The sequence below is a fragment of the Flavobacterium sp. KH_035 genome (genome assembly GCF_057839565.1).
This window is the reverse complement of sequence record NZ_CM174492.1, coordinates 2,702,602-2,722,236: the sequence shown is the minus strand read 5'-3', so window position 1 is coordinate 2,722,236 and position 19,635 is coordinate 2,702,602. Positions and strand designations below refer to the sequence as shown.

The following is a 19,635-nucleotide window of genomic DNA, read 5'->3' as shown; positions in this document are numbered from 1 at the left end:
AAGTAAGTTTAAAATACAGATTGGCTTCAAAAAAAAATCAGTAACTTTCTATATATTAAACAAATAACACATCAAATCCTTAAAAAATAACTTTATGACACATACCTATACAATATCGGGAATGACTTGCGATGGATGTCGTACGAAAGTAGAAAAAACACTAAATGCTGTGGAGGGAATAAAGGCAAATGTCACCTTAGATCCTCCATTGGCAACCATTACAATGGAAAAACATATTGCGACCGAAGAACTCCAAGAGGCATTAGCTGCGGTTGGAAAGTACACCATTGAAATGACACACACAACTCATTTGCAAGAAAAAACAGCTGAGAAACCATGCTGTAGTACTGCTAACGATCGTGATCATAAAAAGTTAGCTGCGCCTCATAATGATGCGGGTGGAAAATACTATTGCCCGATGCATTGTGAAGGCGATAAAATGTATGATAAACCGGGAGATTGTCCTGTATGCGGAATGCATTTGGTACAAGAACCAGCCGCTGTTCAGGTTCAGCAATACACATGCTCTATGCATCCGGAAATTATAACCAATGCGCCAGGATCATGTCCTATTTGCGGGATGGATCTAGTACCAATGGAACCAAGCGAAAGCGAAGAACAAAGGATTTATAAGGGTTTGGTTAAGAAAATGAAAATAGCGGTTGTATTTACAGTTCCTGTTTTCGCCATTGCCATGATAGAAATGGCACACAACAATCCTTTACTCGGGCTAATGGATGCGGCTAAATGGAATTGGGTACAGCTTATTTTATCACTTCCTGTTGTCTTTTATGCCTGCTGGGTATTTTTTGTACGAGCATGGAAATCAATAATCACATGGAATTTAAATATGTTTACCCTTATCGGAATTGGTACAGGAGTGGCATTTTTATTTAGTTTAGTTGGAATGTTTTTTCCAGACATTTTTCCAAGTGAATTTAAGACCCAGCACGGAACAGTACTATTGTACTTCGAGGCCACAACTGTTATTCTGACTTTGGTTTTATTAGGACAATTGCTTGAAGCCAGAGCGCACAGTCAAACCAGTGGTGCTATAAAAGAATTATTAAAATTGGCTCCTACCGAAGCTACTTTGGTAATTGATGGCGGTGATAAAGTAATCTCAATCCATGATATAAAAAAAGGTAATTTATTACGGGTAAAACCCGGAGATAAAATTCCTGTGGATGGGAAAATAACCGATGGTGAAAGTACAATAGACGAATCGATGATTACTGGTGAACCAATTCCTGTAGATAAAAAAATAGGCGATATGGTGTCTTCAGGAACTATAAACGGAAACAAATCATTTATAATGATTGCCGAAAAAGTTGGTTCGGAAACCTTGCTTTCGCAAATTATACAGATGGTTAATAATGCAAGTCGTTCCAGAGCACCAATTCAGAAATTAGCCGATAGTATTGCTAAATATTTTGTACCAATTGTTGTTGTAATTTCCATTCTTACCTTTTTCATTTGGGCAAAATTTGGTCCCGAACCGGCATTGGTCTATGGTTTTATAAATGCCATTGCGGTACTAATTATTGCCTGTCCTTGTGCTTTAGGACTGGCAACCCCTATGTCTGTAATGGTAGGAGTTGGAAAAGGCGCTCAATCGGGAATTCTGATAAAAAATGCCGAAGCTTTAGAAAAAATGGATAAGGTAAATGTTCTGATTACTGATAAAACAGGAACAATTACAGAAGGGAAACCTTCGGTGGAAAAAATTGTTGCATTACAATATTCAGAAGATGAACTGCTGCAATACATTGCATCTTTAAATCAGTATAGCGAACACCCTTTGGCACAAGCCGTGGTGAAATTTGCAAAAGCTAAAAATGTCTCTTTAACGAAAGTCGATGATTTTGAAAATATTGCAGGAAAAGGAGTTATTGGAACTGCTATTGATAAAAAGATCGCATTAGGGAATAAAAAATTAATGGAGCAAGTAGGCGCATCTATTTCTGCCACAATTGAAGAGAAAATTATTGCCGAACAAAAACTAGGAAAAACAGTTTCTTATATCGCTGTAGATAAGAACGTAGTGGGATTTGTAACGATAACCGATGCTATAAAAGAAACCAGTGCTGCTGCTATAAAAGAATTAATGCGTCAAGGAGTTGAAGTGATCATGCTGACGGGAGATAATGCAAATACTGCCAAAGCTGTTGCCGAAGATTTGCATTTAACCTCTTTCCAAGCAGGTTGTTTACCAGAAGACAAATTAAAAGTAATAGAAAAATTACAAGCTGAAGGAAAAGTTGTTGCTATGGCAGGAGATGGTATAAACGATGCGCCAGCTTTGGCACAATCGGACATTGGCATTGCGATGGGAACAGGAACAGATGTTGCGATAGAAAGTGCCAAGATTACTTTGGTAAAAGGAGATTTGCAAGGAATTGTAAAAGCAAAAAATTTGAGCCACGCTGTAATGCGCAACATCAAGCAAAACCTATTCTTTGCTTTTATTTATAATGTCTTAGGCGTACCAGTTGCTGCGGGAGTTTTATATCCGTTTTTCGGAATATTACTTTCTCCTATGATTGCTGCCCTGGCAATGAGTTTTAGCTCGGTATCTGTTATTGTCAATGCATTGCGATTGAGAAGCTTAAAACTCTAAAGAATAATAATTTATTATAAAAACAAATGACCAATCTAGGACAAATTATTCTGCAGTATAAAAACGATAACGAAAGTGTCTATAATACCTGGTTTATAGATAACAACCAACGGTTAAAGGCATTTCGGACTATAAGACGAGGTGTTTTACAAGTCATTGAGGATATTAAAAAGAAAACCTTTCCTAATGATTTTAAAGAAAGCAGCTTAGAATTTGTTCTGAGTTGCATTGCTGAACAAAAACAAGTCTTTGCAGGGGTTTCCCATCCGTTTTATTGGAAACCCAAATTGCGCATTCCCGATATCTATGAAAATCAAAACAATAAATTGGCTTTCGGTCAATTCCTTGAAAATTGTATCAATGCCAAGTCTGAAGAACAGGTTGTAAAAGAAATCATAAAACTCGATGAATTAAAAATTAAAGGATTAGGACCTGCGGTTGCCAGTATTTTATATTTTATACACCCAACCTGGTTCCCGCCATTCAACACTGCTATTCTCAATGGTTTTAATTTTCTTTTTAAAGACAAAAAAAAATTGGGAAGTTGGACAGAATACCTTAAAATAAGAGAAACTTTGATGGAAACTAACACTTTGCATAAATCTCAGCTGTCAAATGATTTGGGTGCCATTGCAGGATTGTGTTTTGAAATTGGAACTCAGAAAATGCTAATCGGTAACGATGAGTATTTAAGCGAGGCAGAACGTTCAAGATTCGAAAAAAACGTACACAAGCGTCAAAAAGAAATACTCGAAGAAAAACTGGAGGAAAATCTGCATAGTGAGATGCAATACCATCTGCTAAAAATAGGTATTTCTCTCGGTTTCGATGTTACCCCGGCAAGCAATGATAAAACCAAATCATTTAATGGACAAAATTTCTCATTTATTTCACTGGTAAAATTCCCTGAGTTGCCTACCGACAAGGACACTCAAAATACCATTAAGCTTATTGATGTGCTCTGGTTTGAAAAAGGCACAAACAAAATTATAGGTGCCTTTGAAGTAGAAAAGAGCACTAGTATCTACTCCGGCATACTGCGCTTGTCTGACCTGTACTTTAGTATTTCAAGCGGACAGGAAGTTTTTTATATTATTATTCCCAATAACAGAGAAAAGGATGTAGTGCTTCAGCTAAATAGGCCCGTTATAAAAAACTCGAAAATGAATATAAAATATATCCTGTTTTCTGAATTAAGAGCTAATTGTGATGCTATCTGTAAATTTGGAACCGACCATTCGGTAATGGAAAAAATATCAAAATCAATTTAAAATTAAAACTATGAAAAAAATAATTGTATTAAGCTTCATTATTATACAATCGTTATCAATTTGGGCACAGGAAAAAGTTCAAATTAAGCTTACTTCTGCAAGCCCTTCAGCATCATTTCAACAAGAAATTGGAAGCTCAACAATAAAAATGGCCTATAGCAGACCCTTAGTAAGAGGACGAAAAATATTTGGGGAACTGGTGCCATTTGGCAAACTCTGGCGCACAGGTGCGAGCGACTGTACGACTATAACTACCAATGAAGATATTGCCTTTGGAAATAATATTTTAAAAACAGGCACTTATTCTATATTCTCAATCCCATCAGAAAATGAGTGGACTATCATTATAAATACTGATACTGCTTTACATGGAGAAACTGGCTATGATGAGAAAAAAGACGTTATGCGTTTTACAGTTCCCTCAGAAAAGGCACCTAACTTCTATGAAACATTTACCATAGAGCTAAATGACATTAATAGCAAAGGAGAAGGTTTCCTGAAAATAACTTGGGAAAATACCATGGTTAAAATCCCAATCAAAAGTAAAGCTGACCAAGAAATATTAGCCTTAATAGACAAATATATCGTTAAAGAGAAAAGTCAAAATGCTACTTTATTGTTTCAGGCGGCAAATTATTATTCTAGTACCGGCAGAGCAAATAACCAAGCAATATCCTGGTTAGTGGATGCTGAAAAGTTGGAGCCTGAAAATTTTTATTATCCGGCTTTAAGACAAAAAATATCGATAGAGCTCAAGGACTATCCAGGAGCCATTGGAGCTGCAAAAAAAGCACTAGCGATTGCAGAACAGAAAAAAATGAAAAATGTAGAGAAATTGAAAAACCAGATTGCAGAGTTGGAGTTATTACTTAAAAATAAATAACGATAATAATTTATAACAATATCATATTAAAATGCAAAAGCATAAATAATAACCCCGTACAATTTTAAGCAGCTATCGTGTTGTATGTATTAGACTTGCTTTGCTCAGGGAGATCGATGAATTTAAGTAACTTTTAAATAAAAAAATCATGAAAACGGAACACCCGACACTGCATCATTCAAAAGAGTCAAACTCCAAAATGTACAAAAAATTAGCCCTTATGATAGTATTATCATTTTTTTCTATGTATATACTAATGTATTCGATGGTTGATGTTTTTGCTAATGTAATTCCCAATGTAAACCAGTTTTACATGGTAGCAATAATGACTATCCCAATGCTCATAATTGAGATTATTGTTATGGGCAGCATGTATATGAATAAAAAGAAGAACATAGTCTTACTTATTGCAGGCGGGGTTGCCACAATCATTTTTTTTACCTGCATCAGGCTTACAAGCTGCTGTTGGAGATAAACGGTTCTTAAAATCAATGATACCTCATCATGCTGCAGCAATTCTCATGGCTCAAGAGGCTTCTCTTCGAGATCCTGAAATAAAACAACTGGCTCAGGACATTATTAAAGCACAGCAGGCGGAAATTGTACAAATGAAAGCCAAGTTGAATGAAATGAAAAAAAAATAGAACGATATTCTCTAAAAAAAGCAAAATGAAAAATATACTGACAATACTCGTAGTTATGATGCTCCCATCCCTAATTCAGGCTCAGGATATGAAAGGAATGGTGATGGATAAAAAACAATCCAAAGAAGAGTCAAGACCCACAACCTACACCTGTCCGATGCATCCTGAAATTCACGAATCCAAACCGGGAAATTGTCCAAAGTGTGGGATGAAACTAGTTCCGGAAAAAACAATATCATCTCACAGAGACAAGCCAGAACAGGTTTCTAAAAATCAAATGGACCAAGAGCACACATCAGCACAGGACAGCAGCAATGGTACGAACACTCAAAAAAAAGTTGCAGAGAATAAATCGCAACCCCGTGTAGTCCGATATGATCTCTATATAAGAGATACAATTGTAAATTTCACAGGAAAACCCAAAAGGGCTATTGCTGTTAATGGGCAAATACCCATGCCTACCCTTACTTTTACAGAAGGTGATACTGCTGAAATTTACGTCCACAATGAGCTTGATGAAGACACTTCTCTTCATTGGCATGGCTTATTCTTGCCTAACCAATACGATGGCGTGCCAAATCTAACTCAAATGCCAATTAAACCTCATACCACCCATTTATATACTTTCCCTATTATTCAAAATGGTACGCACTGGTATCATAGTCATACGGAACTACAAGAACAAATAGGCATGTACGGCTCTTTTATTATGAATAAAAAAACGGATGATCCAACTTTCCGCAAAGGAATAGACGATTTGCCATCTGTTCCAATAGTACTGAGTGAATGGACAGATATGAAACCTGAAAATGTACACCGACTACTGCACAATGCATCAGACTGGTTTGCTATTAAAAAGGGAACCACACAAAGTTATGCAGAAGCCGTAAGACAAGGGTATTTTAAAGACAAAATTAAAAATGAATGGAAGCGCATGAATGCCATGGACGTTAGTGATGTTTATTATGATAAATTTTTAATCAATGGGAAAAATGAAAATCAGCTTTCTCAATTTAAAGCAGGTGATAAAGTCCGATTACGCGTTTCCAATGGAGGTGCATCAACCTACTTTTGGTTAACCTATGCCGGCGGAAAAATTACCGTTGTGGCCAATGATGGAAATGATGTAGAACCCGTTGAGGTCGATCGGTTAATTATTGCTGTTTCTGAAACCTATGACATAATTGTAACGGTTCCATCTGATAAAACTGCTTATGAATTTTTGGCAACACCGGAAGACCGTACAAAATCTACCTCCCTGTATATTGGCAGTGGTGTTAAGCAATTAACGTCGCCTTTGCCAAAGCTTAAATATTTTGAAGGAATGAAGATGATGAACGGTATGATGAAAATGAATGGAGATCTGGATGATATGGGAATGAGTATGAGCCTCAATAAAATGGATATGAATGTAGTAATGTACCCCGAAATCACTGGTGAAACCAAGCCTAAAACCACTACAAAAATAGATGGTATGAAAATGGATGCTGAGCAATACAATGCCAATGCACTTTCAGATATTACAACCCTGAATTATGCAATGCTAAAATCGCCAAAAAAAACAACACTCCCTGAGAATGCCCCTGTTAAAGAACTAAAATTTGAACTTACAGGGAACATGAATCGATATGTATGGAGTCTGGACAATAAGGTGGTTTCTGAATCCGATAAAATATTAATTAAAAAAGGCGAAAATGTACGCATCGTTTTACATAATAATTCTATGATGCGCCATCCCATGCACTTACATGGACATGACTTCAGAGTCCTTAATGGCCAAGGAGAATATGCACCGTTAAAAAATGTGATTGATATAATGCCAATGGAAACAGATACGCTGGAATTTAATGCTAACGTAGATGGGGACTGGTTTTTTCACTGCCATATTTTATATCATATGATGAGCGGAATGGGAAGGGTTTTTACTTACGAAAATCAACCCGCCAACCCTGAAATACCAAACCCAAAATTAGCACAACGAAAACTTTTTGCAGACGACAGGAAATTTCATTTTATGGCAGAGAATGATTTTGCAACCAATGGAAATGATGGTGAAGCAATGTATCAAAGCACGCGTTGGAATATTGGAACAGAATGGAGATTAGGATACAATGACATGCATGGTTATGAAACTGAAACACATATTGGACGCTATATTGGAAAAATGCAATGGTTAATGCCTTTTATTGGATTTGACTGGAGATATCGAAGAATGGGAGAAGATGTACAGGAAAGAAATCTCTTCGGACAAAACAATACAAAAGATAAACGTGCAGTAGTAAGTCTGGGTGTTAACTACACCCTTCCTATGTTAATAGTTGCGCAAGCTGAAGTTTTTACTGATGGTAAAGTCAGATTACAGTTTGAACGTAAGGACATCCCTGTTTCTAAAAGACTTAGAATGAATTTAATGTGGAATACTGACAAGGAATATATGGCAGGACTACGCTATATAGTTACCAGATGGGGTTCCCTATCCTCGCATTATGATAGTGATATGGGCTTTGGTGCAGGTTTTATTTTAAATTATTAAACTTTTCAACTAAAAAAAATAGCAAACAACTTTACTTGACCAGCCTTAAAAGGGCTGGTCTCTTTTTATAACTAAATACATTTTTTAACTGCAAGTATATTGTCATAAAAATATTTTCAAATACAATAGAACGTTACTTCTCTTAGAACTCTTTAAGACCAGATATTGTCCTATAGACAGGCCGACCGAGAGCTGTATACAGAGTTTTGTCCCATGGCTCCAAATGATAGGGCGCATCATGGATCAGTTCCACCAAAAAAGTTCATAATCCTTATTTAGGCTGTAAAAACCAGTGATATTGACCACCTATTTTCAATTTAAAGTGACCACCAAGTTTCAGTTTAAATTGACCACCTAATTTCGGTGCAAAGTGAGCACCTCTATTTATTTCAAAAAACTACTTTTTTCATTTGTTAATTTATATTCAAATATAGATAAATAACTATCCCTTATTTATGCTTTTTTTCTTCCTCATAGATTCTCCGTGCAATTCAACCCTGTGCGATTGATGTATTAACCGGTCTAAGATCGCATCTGCTATGGTTTTCTCCCCAATGATATCATACCATCCCTGAACTGGTATTTGTGATGTTACTATGATAGAACCGTTATTATGCCTGTCTTCAATGATCTCTAAGAGTGTAATTCTGTTATGATTGTCGAGCGCTTGCAGTCCAAAATCATCAAGTATTATAACATCCTGTCTTTGTATTTTAGCAAGTTCTCTTAAGTAAGTGCCGTCTGCTTTTGCCATTTTTAACTTTGCAAACAGTTTTGAAGTATTAAAATAACTTACTTTATATCCTTCTATACAGGCCTGATAACCCAGAGCTGTTCCTAAAAAACTTTTGCCTACACCAGTACTTCCGGTTATTAAGACATTTTCGTTCTTTTCAACAAAACTGCACTCTGCAAGACGAAGTATAAGGTTTCTGTCAATATTGCGTGACTCATCAAAATTAATACTCTCAATATTGGATTTGTAGTGGAAACGTGCATTTGCAATACTTCGTTCAATGCGTCTGTTATGTCTTTCATCCCATTCGGCATCTATCATCATTGATATAAACTGATCGAGTGTGTAATGATCAGTTTTACCACTTTCAAGGGCTGTTTTAAATGCATTATGCATTCCATGAAGCTTCATTTGCTTCATTTTTGTTACAGTAGATTCATTCATTGTATATTGATTTTAGTTAAAATAATGTTTTCCTCTAATGTTATTGTGCTCAGGAAGATCCTGCTCTTTTTCCTGTTCAAATGGTATTTTATCCAGACTGTTCTCTAAGATGTTGTTTATAGTTTTAAAATTGTAAATTTTAAAGTCCAGTGCGCGTTTACAGGCATTTATTAATCTTTCTTTGCCTACCTTTTTTTCAAAAGATAATATTCCTAAACAGCTTTTATATGCCTGTTCAGGATGGCTTCTGCTATCGAATATATGCATAATATATTCTCCTACTGCCGGATCAATGCTGTTGGCCCATTCAATAAATCTAAAGGCACTCCATTCTGATACAAATTGATGTGTACTTGCAAGATGTTCAGGATTTGTAGTATAGATATAGGGTTTAGGATTTCTGCTGTGAGTAGCTATACGATTGTATTTGAAGTAAATTTCAACTGTTGATTTTGTGTACAACAGCTTTACTTTTTTCTTTAAATATTGATAAGGTACACTATAGTAGTTTTTGTCCTGGCTTAATTGGACGTGTCCGTTTTGCATAACTGTTGCCATTGAATGATATTTAATTTCAAAGCGTTCCTGAGGGAGTGGCTGTAATTCATGCTTCTCGTCTTCAATAAATAGCTCAAAACGGGAGTATGGACGCCCTGTAAGTTTTCTGTTATTATGATCATCAAGTAAGTACCATATAGTTTGATTTAACTCTTCTATGCTAAAGAATTCTATGTCCTTTAAATTTGCATAAATTCTTCTATAGAGTATTTTAACTGCTCCTTCAACCAGAGACTTATCCCTTGGCCTATAGGCTCTAGCAGGCAGAATAGTGGTTTCATATTGTTCTGCTAAATCTGCAAGAGTTTCGTTAATGGTGGGTTCAAAGCGACTGCTTTTGATTACGGCAGATTTTAAATTGTCTGGCACAATTGCAGCAGGAGTACCTTCAAAAAAGCGTATCGCATTTTCTACTGAAGCAACAAAATCTTCTTTTTGCTGGCTCATAGAAGCTTCAGCATAAGTATATTGACTTGCACCAAGAATAGCTACAAAAAACTGTACTTCCTTGACTTCAGATGTTGATTTGTCAATAATTGAGAGTGTCTTTCCGGCATAATCCACATACATTTTATCTCCAGCTTTGTGAATCATATGCATCACAGGATTGACTTTATTACTCCATTTGAAGTAATGGAATCTAAATTGAGAGATTCTAAATCCATCCGGATTTAAAGAGAGATAACGCTCCCACATGCCATACATGGTTACGCCTGTTTTCTTTAATTCCCGTTCCATTTGTGGAAAGAACTCATAGACCTTTTGCATCCTTGGAGTGGTAATCTCTTCTGTGCTTTGAGAAAAAAGAGTATCTAATTCTGCATCTGTTTTTTGATTAATCGATTCAAGACTTAATCCAAGTACTTCAAATAAAGAGATGTATTTCTTTACGGTATTTCTGGAAAGAGATAAATACTTGCTAATAAACAATTTGCTCTTACCGCCACAATGTAATTTAATTACTTTTCTAATTTTATTCATGTTTATTGTATTATTTGCCATAGTCTGTAGTTTTATTACAGATCCATGGTTAAACAACATGAAAAAGAAGTAGTTTTTTGGTGGTCACTTTGCACCGAAAATAGGTGGTCAGTTTAAATTGAAATTAGGTGATCAGTTTGCTCCGAATCGGGTGATCATTTTAAACTGAAAATCTATGGTCAATTTGACCGTTTTTTCCAAATTTGTTGAGAATGCTGCACATGAGCCCCAGACACCTCTTGCTTTGTTTCAAAACAAAATCGATGTTTTATTTCAGATGGAACTCAATAAGGAACAGACACAGGTCTTGGGATCGTTAAGCAGGGATGTGGCCAAGTTAAACCGATTGAACAAGAACCTGCTGCTGCTTTCCAAAATTGAACACGAAATTTATCTGGAAAAAAATATAATTTCGATTAACGATCATATTGAAAAACACCTTGAATTTTTTACCGAACAGGCAGATCTTAAAAATATAGCAATAAATCTGCAGACTTCCGAAAAACTACAGATCAGCGGAAATCCAATCCTTACTGAAATTTTAATTAACAACCTTGTACATAACGCTATAAGACATAATCGAAGTAACGGCACCATAATCATAAGAATAATAAAAAATGAACTGCTTGTCTTAAATACAGGTGATGATAAGCCGTTTCCTATTGAAAAACTATTTAATCGCTTCTTTAACAGTGGATCCCCTTCCAAGGGCAATGGACTTGGGCTCTCCATCATAAAAAAGATTTCTGAGCTTAGCGGCTGGAAAGTCAATTACTCCTTTTACAATGATTTTCATTCTTTCATCATTCATTTCTGACGATCAGTTTCATATCCCAGACGGCAGAAACATATATCTGGACTGAGATTGTAAAATTCTTCCAGCAGCTGGTTGTTCCCTTTTACTACACTGGTGCCCAAATAATGATAAGTAAATCCGATAATAAGACCTCCTAAAGGAAGCAGCGCCATAATCCAGAGATGATTTTCACGATAATTGGTAACGAAATCTAAACTGACAAGAAAAAAAGCAGAGGCAGATCCTACGCATATACTAATTACAGCAGCAAAGAAAATCCATTTGAAAAGAAAAAAAAGATAAGGAATTTGTTGTATTGAAATAATACGGCGGGAGAAATTTTGTTGGGTCATATTCTCTTGAATAAAATGAATACATATCTAGTGGCATAAGCAATTACTAGACGTCATCAGCTCCAATAATATTGGTGGGCGGTTCAAGGCAGACATCATTGCCGTATTGTGCTGTGAAAATAATCTTTTATTTTGATTTAAGGCAATTATCGATTTTAAATTAATAACTTTTTTTACAGAAAGAAAACAACAACATTAAAATAACTTTACCCGATCATAGGCAGAAAAATCAATAGAAATAAAGGGACTGAAGATTTGCCGAATCATCAATAAAAATCTATACTACCAAACCTACTGAACTTGTCAAACTCCATGAGTACTGTTTTGGCAGGTATCTTCTTTTTCTTTTTTGGACAGCATTTCTGCCTTTCTTGAATGTTTTTCTGATTTATTGCCCAGCGGATAAAATAAAACAATCCGTGCCATAAGTAAATGACACGGATTGTTTTGAAAATAGATTTCCTGATGTTCTAGAATTTCATCCTCTGAATCCTTACTGCGTTAAGTATTGCCAATAGTGCCACACCTACATCTGCAAATACGGCTTCCCACATGGTAGCCAGCCCGCCGGCACCCAGAATTAAAACGACCGCTTTTACGGCAAATGCCAGACCAATATTCTGATAGACAATCTGTTTGGTCTTTTTACCGATGTTTATAGCTGTGTATATTTTAATAGGCTGGTCGTTTTGAATTACAATATCAGCCGTTTCAATAGTAGCATCACTGCCTAAACCGCCCATTGCAATTCCGGCATCTGCTAAAGCCACAACAGGTGCATCATTTACACCATCGCCGACAAAAGCAATTTTTAAATTTTGAGATTTAAGTTCCTCTACTTTTTCGACCTTATTTTCAGGCAGCAAATCGCCATAAGCCTGATCTATATTTAATTCTTTGGCAACAGCTTCTACAACTACTTGTTTATCGCCCGACAGCATTACTGTTTTTACATTTATGCTGTGCAGACTTTGAATTGCTTGTTTTGCATCTTCCTTGATTTCGTCTGCAATTAGAAAATAGCCGGCATATTTTTGATTGATGGCAACAACAATAATTGTAAACGGTGTATTATCAATTTCGGCATCATAGCTGATATTGAATTTTTTCATCAATTTTACATTTCCTGCCAGGATTTCGTTTCCATCCACTTTTCCTTTTAGTCCGTGTCCTGCAATTTCTTCCACATCGGTGACATTCACATTTTTTTCAGCACCTTTAGCATATTCTATAATTGCTGTTCCAACAGGGTGTGTTGATTTGGTTTCGAGTGCTGATGTGTATTTAATTAAATCAGCTTCGGGAACACCAACGGCTATTACTTTTTGAACTTTGAAAACACCTTTGGTCAGCGTTCCTGTTTTATCCATTACTACTGCTTGAATAGCTGCCATTATGTCGAGAAAACTAGATCCTTTAAATAATATTCCGTTTTTACTTGCTGCGCCAATTCCTCCAAAATATCCTAATGGAATTGAAATTACTAACGCACAAGGACAAGAAATAACCAAGAAAACTAATGCTCTGTACAACCAGTCTCTAAATACATAATTATCAATAAAAAGCATTGGAAGCAAACAAATTCCAATTGCTAAAAACACAACAATAGGCGTGTAAATTTTAGCGAATTTTCTAATAAACAATTCTGTTGGTGCTTTTTTAGCTGTTGCGTCCTGCACCATTTCAAGAATTTTGGATAATTTACTATCGTTGTAGGCTGTAGTGACTTCAATTTGAACAACAGTATTTAGATTAATCATTCCTGCAAGAATTGTTTCTCCTTTTTGTTTCGTGTCAGGTTTACTTTCTCCTGTTAAAGCAGCTGTATTCAAAGAAGCCGTGTCTGAAAGTAATTTTCCATCAAGAGCTACTTTTTCTCCCGGGCGCAATTGGATAATTTCTCCAATAGTTATTTCGGACGCTTTTTTAGAAATACTATTTGCCCCTTCAATTACCGTAGCGGTATCTGGTCTTTGATCCAATAATAATTTAATGTTCATTTTTGCTCTTTGTACTGCCAGTGTCTGAAATACTTCGCCAACTGCATAAAATAACATTACTGCCACCCCTTCCGGATATTCTGCAATAATGAATGCGCCAATAGTTGCAATGGACATTAACAAAAACTCTGAAAAAATATCGCCCTTACGAATGCTTTCAAAAGCTTCTTTAATTACAGGGAAACCTACCGGTGCATAGGCAACTAAATACCAAACAACACGCACCCAGCCTGTAAACCAAGTTTGTGGAAAATAGTTATCAAAACCAATAGCAATAAGCAACAATGCAAAACTTATTACAGCTGGTAAAAACATTTGAAACGCCGTTTGGTCACCACTAGAGTGGTCGTGACCGTCATCATCTGAATGTTTGTCATGGTTGTGACCATCGTTATTGCTGTGTGCGGCTTTTACTGGTTTTTCATCAGCACAGCAACTGTCTTTTTTAGTTTTGACTTTGATATTTTTATCTGCCAGATGATTTATTTTTTCTTCTTGCGTACAGCAAATTTGTCTGCCTTTTGCATCATATTTGTGTATATGATTTGAGTCTGTATTTTTCATAATTTTATTTTTTTAATTTGTTATTTTAAATTAGAAATTGCACTTATAGTGAGTGCCACTATAATTGTGTTAAATAGAAATGATATTAGGCTATGCATTAAAGCAAATCTTCTAATAGTTTTTGAAGTTATAATAACGTCAGATACCTGAAAGGTCATACCAATTACAAAAGAAAAGTAAGCAAAATCTAGATAATCAGGTTTTGTCTTACCCGGAAATTTGATTCCTCCAATGCTAGAACCTGTGTTGAGTTCGTTATGATCGTGGTATAAATGGGCATAACGAATTGTGAAAGTGGTATGCAAAAGTAACCAAGAAAATACTACTGGTGATAAGGATATAATAGAATGAAATAGTTTGTTTTCGGTTATATTACTAGTCTGATTAATAAGTGACAAAGTTCCAAAAAGACTTAATACAATAGCAATAATTACAATACTAAAAATAGTTTTGAGGTTTTCGTCTTGTTTAGCAACAATGTGACATAATTCATTTTCATTAGTTGAGAAAAAAAGTATCCAACAAAAAAACAAACTAGTCATACAAAAAGTATCCCAACTCAATATAATTTTACTTTGGTTGTCAATTTTAAAAGTGAATAATATAAAATATACAATTAATGCAAATAGTATAGAAATAATTAATCTAGTAACTCCAGAAATTTTTTCAATCCAGTGATATTTTATTTTATTTTCCATTTTAAATTAAATTATCTTTCCTGTTAAAAGGAATATTTAAAAGTGAACAAAGGCAACTATTGTAAAATACTCTAAAATCTACTAATCAAAATCCTTAAAAAATATTCATTTTTGATTTTTTTGAAAATTATTTTTGAGCTACTTAACTAAATTTGTAATCATAAAAGCGTACTTTAAAAGTTTAAATAGAAATGCTAAATGTTTTAGTTTTTTAACTGTTTTTCAAATCCTATTTTTTGATTATTTGTTTGCTATAAATTTAATTTTTATAATATTTTTCGAATCGCATATTTTCTTTTTGATAATTTACTTCTCCTATAATTTGATTGATATTATTTTCTATGGTATTACAAATTGTTGTCATAGGAATATCAGTAGGTATATTTTCAAATGGATCTTGCATTATTATAGCTGTTTTTTCAAATGCGATAAACATTAAAGGAATTAAAGAGGTTAACAAAATTTCAGTAATAATATCTATTTCACTTAAACCAAAAGGTAATAAGGTCACAAATAAGTAAATTAGACAATGAATTAAATAGCTATAATTTTTTGGGAAAACTGTATTTTTTATTCTTTCGCACTTACCCATAGCATCCGTTAATCTAGCTATCGTTGTATCTATTTGTACTTGTTGATTTGAATTTAGTGTATATTTTTCTGTGATAAAATGCAAGTTTTCAGAATGCTTTTGTATTAAAAGCAGTGGGATATTATCTGCTTGTAAATTATGTGCCGTTAAATATTGCTGCACTTTACTAGAAGTTTTTTGTACTCTCAAAGATTCTGAAAGTGTGTAGCACCATATTATTTGTCTCTCTGCAAATATTTTAATTTCAGATTTTCGTTCTTCACTATTAGGATTAGGTATAAAGAGCATTATTTGCCTAATCAAGGTTCTGGAATCATTAACAATTTCGCCCCATACTTTTCTGGCTTCCCACCATCTATCATACGATTGAGCAATTCTGAATGCCAATAATAATGATATCATTGTGGCTATAACCGTTGAAATAGTAATTGGGATATTTATTAAAACCCCAACAGGGCTGTGATCAAATAAACTTGCAATTATTGCATAGGATATGATCAACACAATTTGCCATTTGAGCCCTTTTAGAAAAAAAAGAATGGCTTTATAGTTGTTTTTTATCAGCATAAGTAGGTTAATTATATGGAAAATAAAATCTTTATAGATTTGTTAAATTCATTCCCAAGTTGATGTTGTGTTTTTTTAAGGCCTTATTTATCAGTTGTTCTCGTGCTCTTCTCCATGTTTTTTAATCATTTTTTCTTTCCATTTAATGTACCATTTCAAATGGTGTAATGAAAGTAAAAAGTACAATGCTACAGAACCAATTATTGCTATAATAAACATATTTAGCCCTATAGCAACTCCAACAGCTGAAGTACACCATACTGTTGCTGCAGTTGTTAAGCCATGCGATGTTCCTGCACTAGAATTACGATAAATAATTCCTGCACCAAGAAAACCAACACCCGTTACAATATTTGCAATTACTCTTGAAGTGTCCACTGGATTATTTACCAAATGTGCAGTTATTGATGTAAATAATGTTGCGCCAATACAAACTGCTGCATAGGTTCTTATTCCTGCATCATGACCGTGCTTTTCTCTGTCTAAACCAATAAAAGCCCCTAACAAAAAAGAAGCAATCAATTTAGATACAATAATTAATTCGGCATTTATGTCCATAAATTTATTTCTATTAATTAGTTTAATTTTTAAATGTGTATTGCTTTATTGTCCGTTGTCATGAATTTTATGATTAATTTTTATTTGAGTTTACAAACAAAGCTATTTGCCGTTTAGATCATATTTGTGTTGATGTTTTATTTCAAATAGATTATAATAAAAAATAAACTTAAAGTCTGCTAATAATCTAAATTATAATTATTCCCAGAGCTGTGGGATTTTTTTACTATGTTTTTTATTAATCCATTTATTCAATTTATAGCAAAGATAAGCTGATCCGCTTCCTATGATTGCGCCAGCTAACACGTCACTTGGATAATGAACACCCAATGCCATACGAGAATAGCTAACTGCACTTGCCCAGGCAAACGAAGGAGCAATAATGTACCATTTTGGATACGCCATACTCAAGGATGTGGCAGTTGCAAAAGCTAAAGAAGCGTGCCCTGAAGGAAAGGAAGAACCAGTTGCTGTGGTTGCTTGCTCAATATCAGAGTAAGTTTCAAAAGGTCTGTCTCTATTTACTGTTTTTTTTAAAGCCAATGTAATAAATCTTGAAACGAGCAAAGTTTCCCCAACAAAGATCGCCTTCTTTTTGACTGTACTGTCTTTCATAATCAATCCAACAGAGTACATAATAACAGGAGTCGCAATGCTTACAGGAGTTAGACTATTTGTGACTACTTTTAATGCTTGATCTTGTGATTTGTTTCGGTTTAGATTGATATTTCTTAAAAAATCAATATCTGAATTCTGTGCATTTGCAAAATTCAGCAACAACAATAATATTATTGAAGTGGTTACTTTAAACAGATATACATTGTTTCTCATTGTCTTATTTTTTTGAACAAAAAATTAAAACGCAAATGAACTAATACTAAACAGTACACATTTACTATGTCCTCTTATTAATGGTTGTTATCATCATGGTCTGAATATTTTCCTTTTTTATTATAAGTTAGAACAACAACCACTTTTATTATTTATCTTTTCTTCCTGTGTGCAACAAAGCTGTTTGCCGTTTGCATCGTATTTGTGTTGATGTGTCATAACAGTTATTTTGTTTTATGTTAAAGTGAATCAGTGAAATATTTAGTGTACATATAGAGTTAACGCATATTTATATCTGCTGTTATCAAAGGGTTTACCGTTGTATTCTCCTTTAATACCATCTTTATAATCTACATCTATAATAAACATACCTTTTGAATTTGGGATAGTAAAAAAACCATTTTTATCTGTTTTTACTTCCTCCGATTTACCTTTGTCATTAGTAATTGATATTGATTTATTTGCAAATTCTTTATTATCGAGAACTAATTGGAATTTTTCTTTTTTAACGATAATATCTATTTTTCTTGTTTCAAAATTTGCGAGTTGTGAATTTTTTATATTTCCAACATTATAATTTGCTTTTAAGTTTTCAAAAGGTCTAATAATTCCCAAGCCGTGTTTTGTCCAATCTTGAACTGCTCTTGAATTTTCTTTCATCATTATAGTGTAAATTCCATCGCTAGTTGGAACAAAACTTGCTTTGTAACAATTGCTGTCTCTTTGCAAAATCAAATCTTGTTTTACTCCTTTTGAGTCCAAATAATAGGCAGTAAACGATTCCATATTTTTAAAGAAATGTTCTTTGCTTTCTCTCAATCCCTTTTCAAATTCCCCAAAATATAAATATACCGTGGCTGTATCATTTACTTTGCCATTGCCTTTTACTTCAAGCCAATACGAATGGGCAAAACAATTTTGAGAGAATAAAAAAAGAGTTAGTGCTAATAAAACAGTTGATTTTAATACGTTTTTCATAATTTTTTTTAATAAGTTGTTATACAATTTCCGTGAAGTTTAATTTCCAAGTCCAATTACTAATCCCTCGAAAGCAAATAAGGGAAAAGTCTTATTTCTTACAATTTATCAGTATTTAACGTTAGTTTTATATTCTTATTTTGTTATTTTCTTGGCATAAATAAAATCACCGCTATACCAATGAGTATTATTGCAGTTCCTATCCAATCGTATTTGTCGGGTTTGAAATTATCAATCTTCCATGCCCACAACAGCGCCATAACAATGAAAACACCTCCATATACAACATAATATTTTCCAAAAGAGGTAGTTTACAAAGTCATTACGTATCCATATAAAGCAAGAATTATTGCTCCTGTAACACCATACCAAACGGATTTTTCTTCTTTCAGCCAAAGCCAAACAAGATAACCTCCGCTAATTTCACATAGACCTGCAAGAATAAAATAGGCTGTGATTTTTATAGCAGAAATCATATCGTTTTTTTAAATCCACAAAATTGAAAATTTTGAATGGTATCAAACGGTGTAATATGATTTTCAGTAAAGCATTTTATAACTTCAAAGTTTTCTTTAAAAGTATTTTTCATCGAATTTTCAGAATATTGCTTTATTTCTAATCCGCTACATTTCAAAGGTCCATTTTCAGAAAAAGTGCCTAGTAAGAAATTTCCATTCGGAGCGATTGCATTTTCAACTAAAGCTACATATTTGCTACTACTTATTTCATCGGTCAAGAAATGAAAAACAGCTCTGTCGTGCCAAAAATCAAATTTTATATCGAATTTGAATTCGGTTATGTCTGAAACAATCCAATGCACCAAGTTGGCTTTTTCTCCTAATCTATTTTTAGCTTTTTCTAATGCTACTGCTGAAATATCCAAAACCCAAATGTTTTGATAGCCTTTTTCTAATAATGCATCTACGAAATTACTATCGCCACCGCCAATATCAATGATATTGGCGGTTTTTGATAGGTTTAAACTTTCTAAAAAATCCATTGAGATTTTGGGATACTTTTGTGTCCAA

The 19,635-nt window shown here is 34.2% G+C and carries 16 protein-coding genes, 1 pseudogene and 1 riboswitch; of the genes and pseudogenes, 6 read left to right on the top strand and 11 right to left on the bottom strand.

The window, feature by feature from the left end; genetic code table 11:
- The first annotated feature begins 94 nt into the window (after positions 1-94).
- The 5 genes from AC3IS6_RS11065 to AC3IS6_RS11045 all read left to right on the top strand — a co-directional run bounded on the left by AC3IS6_RS11065 (position 95) and on the right by AC3IS6_RS11045 (position 7,951).
- On the top strand, positions 95-2,620 hold the full coding sequence (locus AC3IS6_RS11065) for a heavy metal translocating P-type ATPase (RefSeq protein WP_291286687.1): 2,526 nt from the start codon (positions 95-97) through the stop codon (positions 2,618-2,620).
- Positions 2,621-2,646: 26 nt separating this feature from the next.
- On the top strand, positions 2,647-3,891 hold the full coding sequence (locus AC3IS6_RS11060) for a hypothetical protein (protein WP_291286686.1): 1,245 nt from the start codon (positions 2,647-2,649) through the stop codon (positions 3,889-3,891).
- A gap of 10 nt (positions 3,892-3,901) precedes the next feature.
- Complete coding sequence (locus AC3IS6_RS11055; RefSeq protein WP_291286685.1) at positions 3,902-4,774, top strand: DUF2911 domain-containing protein; 873 nt, start codon at positions 3,902-3,904, stop codon at positions 4,772-4,774.
- Between the two features lie 419 nt (positions 4,775-5,193).
- Complete coding sequence (locus tag AC3IS6_RS11050; protein WP_291286684.1) at positions 5,194-5,418, top strand: DUF305 domain-containing protein; 225 nt, start codon at positions 5,194-5,196, stop codon at positions 5,416-5,418.
- A gap of 25 nt (positions 5,419-5,443) precedes the next feature.
- Positions 5,444-7,951: a multicopper oxidase domain-containing protein gene (locus tag AC3IS6_RS11045; RefSeq protein ID WP_291286683.1), complete on the top strand. Its 2,508-nt coding sequence runs from the start codon at positions 5,444-5,446 to the stop codon at positions 7,949-7,951.
- Positions 7,952-8,393: 442 nt separating this feature from the next.
- On the opposite strand, the gene istB is transcribed toward AC3IS6_RS11045, so the two are convergent.
- Complete coding sequence (istB, locus tag AC3IS6_RS11040) at positions 8,394-9,131, bottom strand: IS21-like element helper ATPase IstB (protein ID WP_291286682.1); 738 nt, start codon at positions 9,129-9,131, stop codon at positions 8,394-8,396.
- 12 nt (positions 9,132-9,143) lie between these two features.
- Positions 9,144-10,691: an IS21 family transposase gene (gene istA, locus AC3IS6_RS11035; protein ID WP_291286681.1), complete on the bottom strand. Its 1,548-nt coding sequence runs from the start codon at positions 10,689-10,691 to the stop codon at positions 9,144-9,146.
- Between the two features lie 154 nt (positions 10,692-10,845).
- Between istA and AC3IS6_RS11030 the strand changes: the two genes are divergently transcribed.
- On the top strand, positions 10,846-11,487 hold the full coding sequence (locus tag AC3IS6_RS11030; protein ID WP_291286680.1) for a sensor histidine kinase: 642 nt from the start codon (positions 10,846-10,848) through the stop codon (positions 11,485-11,487).
- Here AC3IS6_RS11030 and AC3IS6_RS11025 read toward each other — a convergent pair.
- The 9 genes and pseudogenes from AC3IS6_RS11025 to AC3IS6_RS10985 all read right to left on the bottom strand — a co-directional run bounded on the left by AC3IS6_RS11025 (position 11,478) and on the right by AC3IS6_RS10985 (position 19,607).
- Positions 11,478-11,819, bottom strand: coding sequence for a hypothetical protein (locus AC3IS6_RS11025; protein WP_291286679.1), 342 nt, complete (start codon positions 11,817-11,819; stop codon positions 11,478-11,480). The two genes, AC3IS6_RS11030 and AC3IS6_RS11025, sit on opposite strands and share 10 nt — an antisense overlap.
- Before the next feature lie 40 nt (positions 11,820-11,859).
- A riboswitch (Fluoride riboswitch) is annotated at positions 11,860-11,931 on the bottom strand.
- Between the two features lie 358 nt (positions 11,932-12,289).
- On the bottom strand, positions 12,290-14,383 hold the full coding sequence (locus tag AC3IS6_RS11020) for a heavy metal translocating P-type ATPase (protein ID WP_291286678.1): 2,094 nt from the start codon (positions 14,381-14,383) through the stop codon (positions 12,290-12,292).
- A 20-nt stretch (positions 14,384-14,403) separates the two neighbouring features.
- Entirely contained in the window at positions 14,404-15,081 is a 678-nt protein-coding gene (locus AC3IS6_RS11015; RefSeq protein ID WP_291286677.1) for a DUF1345 domain-containing protein, read from the bottom strand.
- 259 nt (positions 15,082-15,340) lie between these two features.
- Positions 15,341-16,240: a bestrophin family protein gene (locus AC3IS6_RS11010; RefSeq protein ID WP_291286676.1), complete on the bottom strand. Its 900-nt coding sequence runs from the start codon at positions 16,238-16,240 to the stop codon at positions 15,341-15,343.
- A 90-nt stretch (positions 16,241-16,330) separates the two neighbouring features.
- Positions 16,331-16,798, bottom strand: a complete 468-nt coding sequence (locus AC3IS6_RS11005) for an MgtC/SapB family protein (RefSeq protein ID WP_291286675.1) — start codon at positions 16,796-16,798, stop codon at positions 16,331-16,333.
- 198 nt (positions 16,799-16,996) lie between these two features.
- Positions 16,997-17,629: a phosphatase PAP2 family protein gene (locus AC3IS6_RS11000; RefSeq protein WP_291286674.1), complete on the bottom strand. Its 633-nt coding sequence runs from the start codon at positions 17,627-17,629 to the stop codon at positions 16,997-16,999.
- 261 nt (positions 17,630-17,890) lie between these two features.
- Positions 17,891-18,607 (bottom strand): hypothetical protein, encoded by a 717-nt coding sequence (locus tag AC3IS6_RS10995; protein WP_291286673.1) that lies wholly within the window; start codon positions 18,605-18,607, stop codon positions 17,891-17,893.
- 143 nt (positions 18,608-18,750) lie between these two features.
- A pseudogene (locus AC3IS6_RS10990) lies at positions 18,751-19,083 on the bottom strand (YnfA family protein).
- On the bottom strand, positions 19,080-19,607 hold the full coding sequence (locus AC3IS6_RS10985; RefSeq protein ID WP_366046704.1) for a class I SAM-dependent methyltransferase: 528 nt from the start codon (positions 19,605-19,607) through the stop codon (positions 19,080-19,082). Before AC3IS6_RS10985 ends, AC3IS6_RS10990 begins: the two are co-directional and overlap by 4 nt.
- Positions 19,608-19,635: the final 28 nt, after the last annotated feature.

What these genes read in the sequence shown, in the direction of transcription:
- AC3IS6_RS11000 (WP_291286674.1), bottom strand. Translation starts at nt 17,629, where the DNA reads ATGAGAAACAATGTATATCTGTTTAAAGTAACCACTTCAATAATATTA.
- AC3IS6_RS11030 (WP_291286680.1), top strand. Translation starts at nt 10,846, where the DNA reads ATGGTCAATTTGACCGTTTTTTCCAAATTTGTTGAGAATGCTGCACAT.
- istB (WP_291286682.1), bottom strand. Translation starts at nt 9,131, where the DNA reads ATGAATGAATCTACTGTAACAAAAATGAAGCAAATGAAGCTTCATGGA.
- istA (WP_291286681.1), bottom strand. Translation starts at nt 10,691, where the DNA reads ATGGCAAATAATACAATAAACATGAATAAAATTAGAAAAGTAATTAAA.
- AC3IS6_RS11020 (WP_291286678.1), bottom strand. Translation starts at nt 14,383, where the DNA reads ATGAAAAATACAGACTCAAATCATATACACAAATATGATGCAAAAGGC.
- AC3IS6_RS11065 (WP_291286687.1), top strand. Translation starts at nt 95, where the DNA reads ATGACACATACCTATACAATATCGGGAATGACTTGCGATGGATGTCGT.
- AC3IS6_RS10995 (WP_291286673.1), bottom strand. Translation starts at nt 18,607, where the DNA reads ATGAAAAACGTATTAAAATCAACTGTTTTATTAGCACTAACTCTTTTT.
- AC3IS6_RS11045 (WP_291286683.1), top strand. Translation starts at nt 5,444, where the DNA reads ATGAAAAATATACTGACAATACTCGTAGTTATGATGCTCCCATCCCTA.
- AC3IS6_RS11015 (WP_291286677.1), bottom strand. Translation starts at nt 15,081, where the DNA reads ATGGAAAATAAAATAAAATATCACTGGATTGAAAAAATTTCTGGAGTT.
- AC3IS6_RS11060 (WP_291286686.1), top strand. Translation starts at nt 2,647, where the DNA reads ATGACCAATCTAGGACAAATTATTCTGCAGTATAAAAACGATAACGAA.
- AC3IS6_RS11005 (WP_291286675.1), bottom strand. Translation starts at nt 16,798, where the DNA reads ATGGACATAAATGCCGAATTAATTATTGTATCTAAATTGATTGCTTCT.
- AC3IS6_RS11055 (WP_291286685.1), top strand. Translation starts at nt 3,902, where the DNA reads ATGAAAAAAATAATTGTATTAAGCTTCATTATTATACAATCGTTATCA.
- AC3IS6_RS11025 (WP_291286679.1), bottom strand. Translation starts at nt 11,819, where the DNA reads ATGACCCAACAAAATTTCTCCCGCCGTATTATTTCAATACAACAAATT.
- AC3IS6_RS10985 (WP_366046704.1), bottom strand. Translation starts at nt 19,607, where the DNA reads ATGGATTTTTTAGAAAGTTTAAACCTATCAAAAACCGCCAATATCATT.
- AC3IS6_RS11010 (WP_291286676.1), bottom strand. Translation starts at nt 16,240, where the DNA reads ATGCTGATAAAAAACAACTATAAAGCCATTCTTTTTTTTCTAAAAGGG.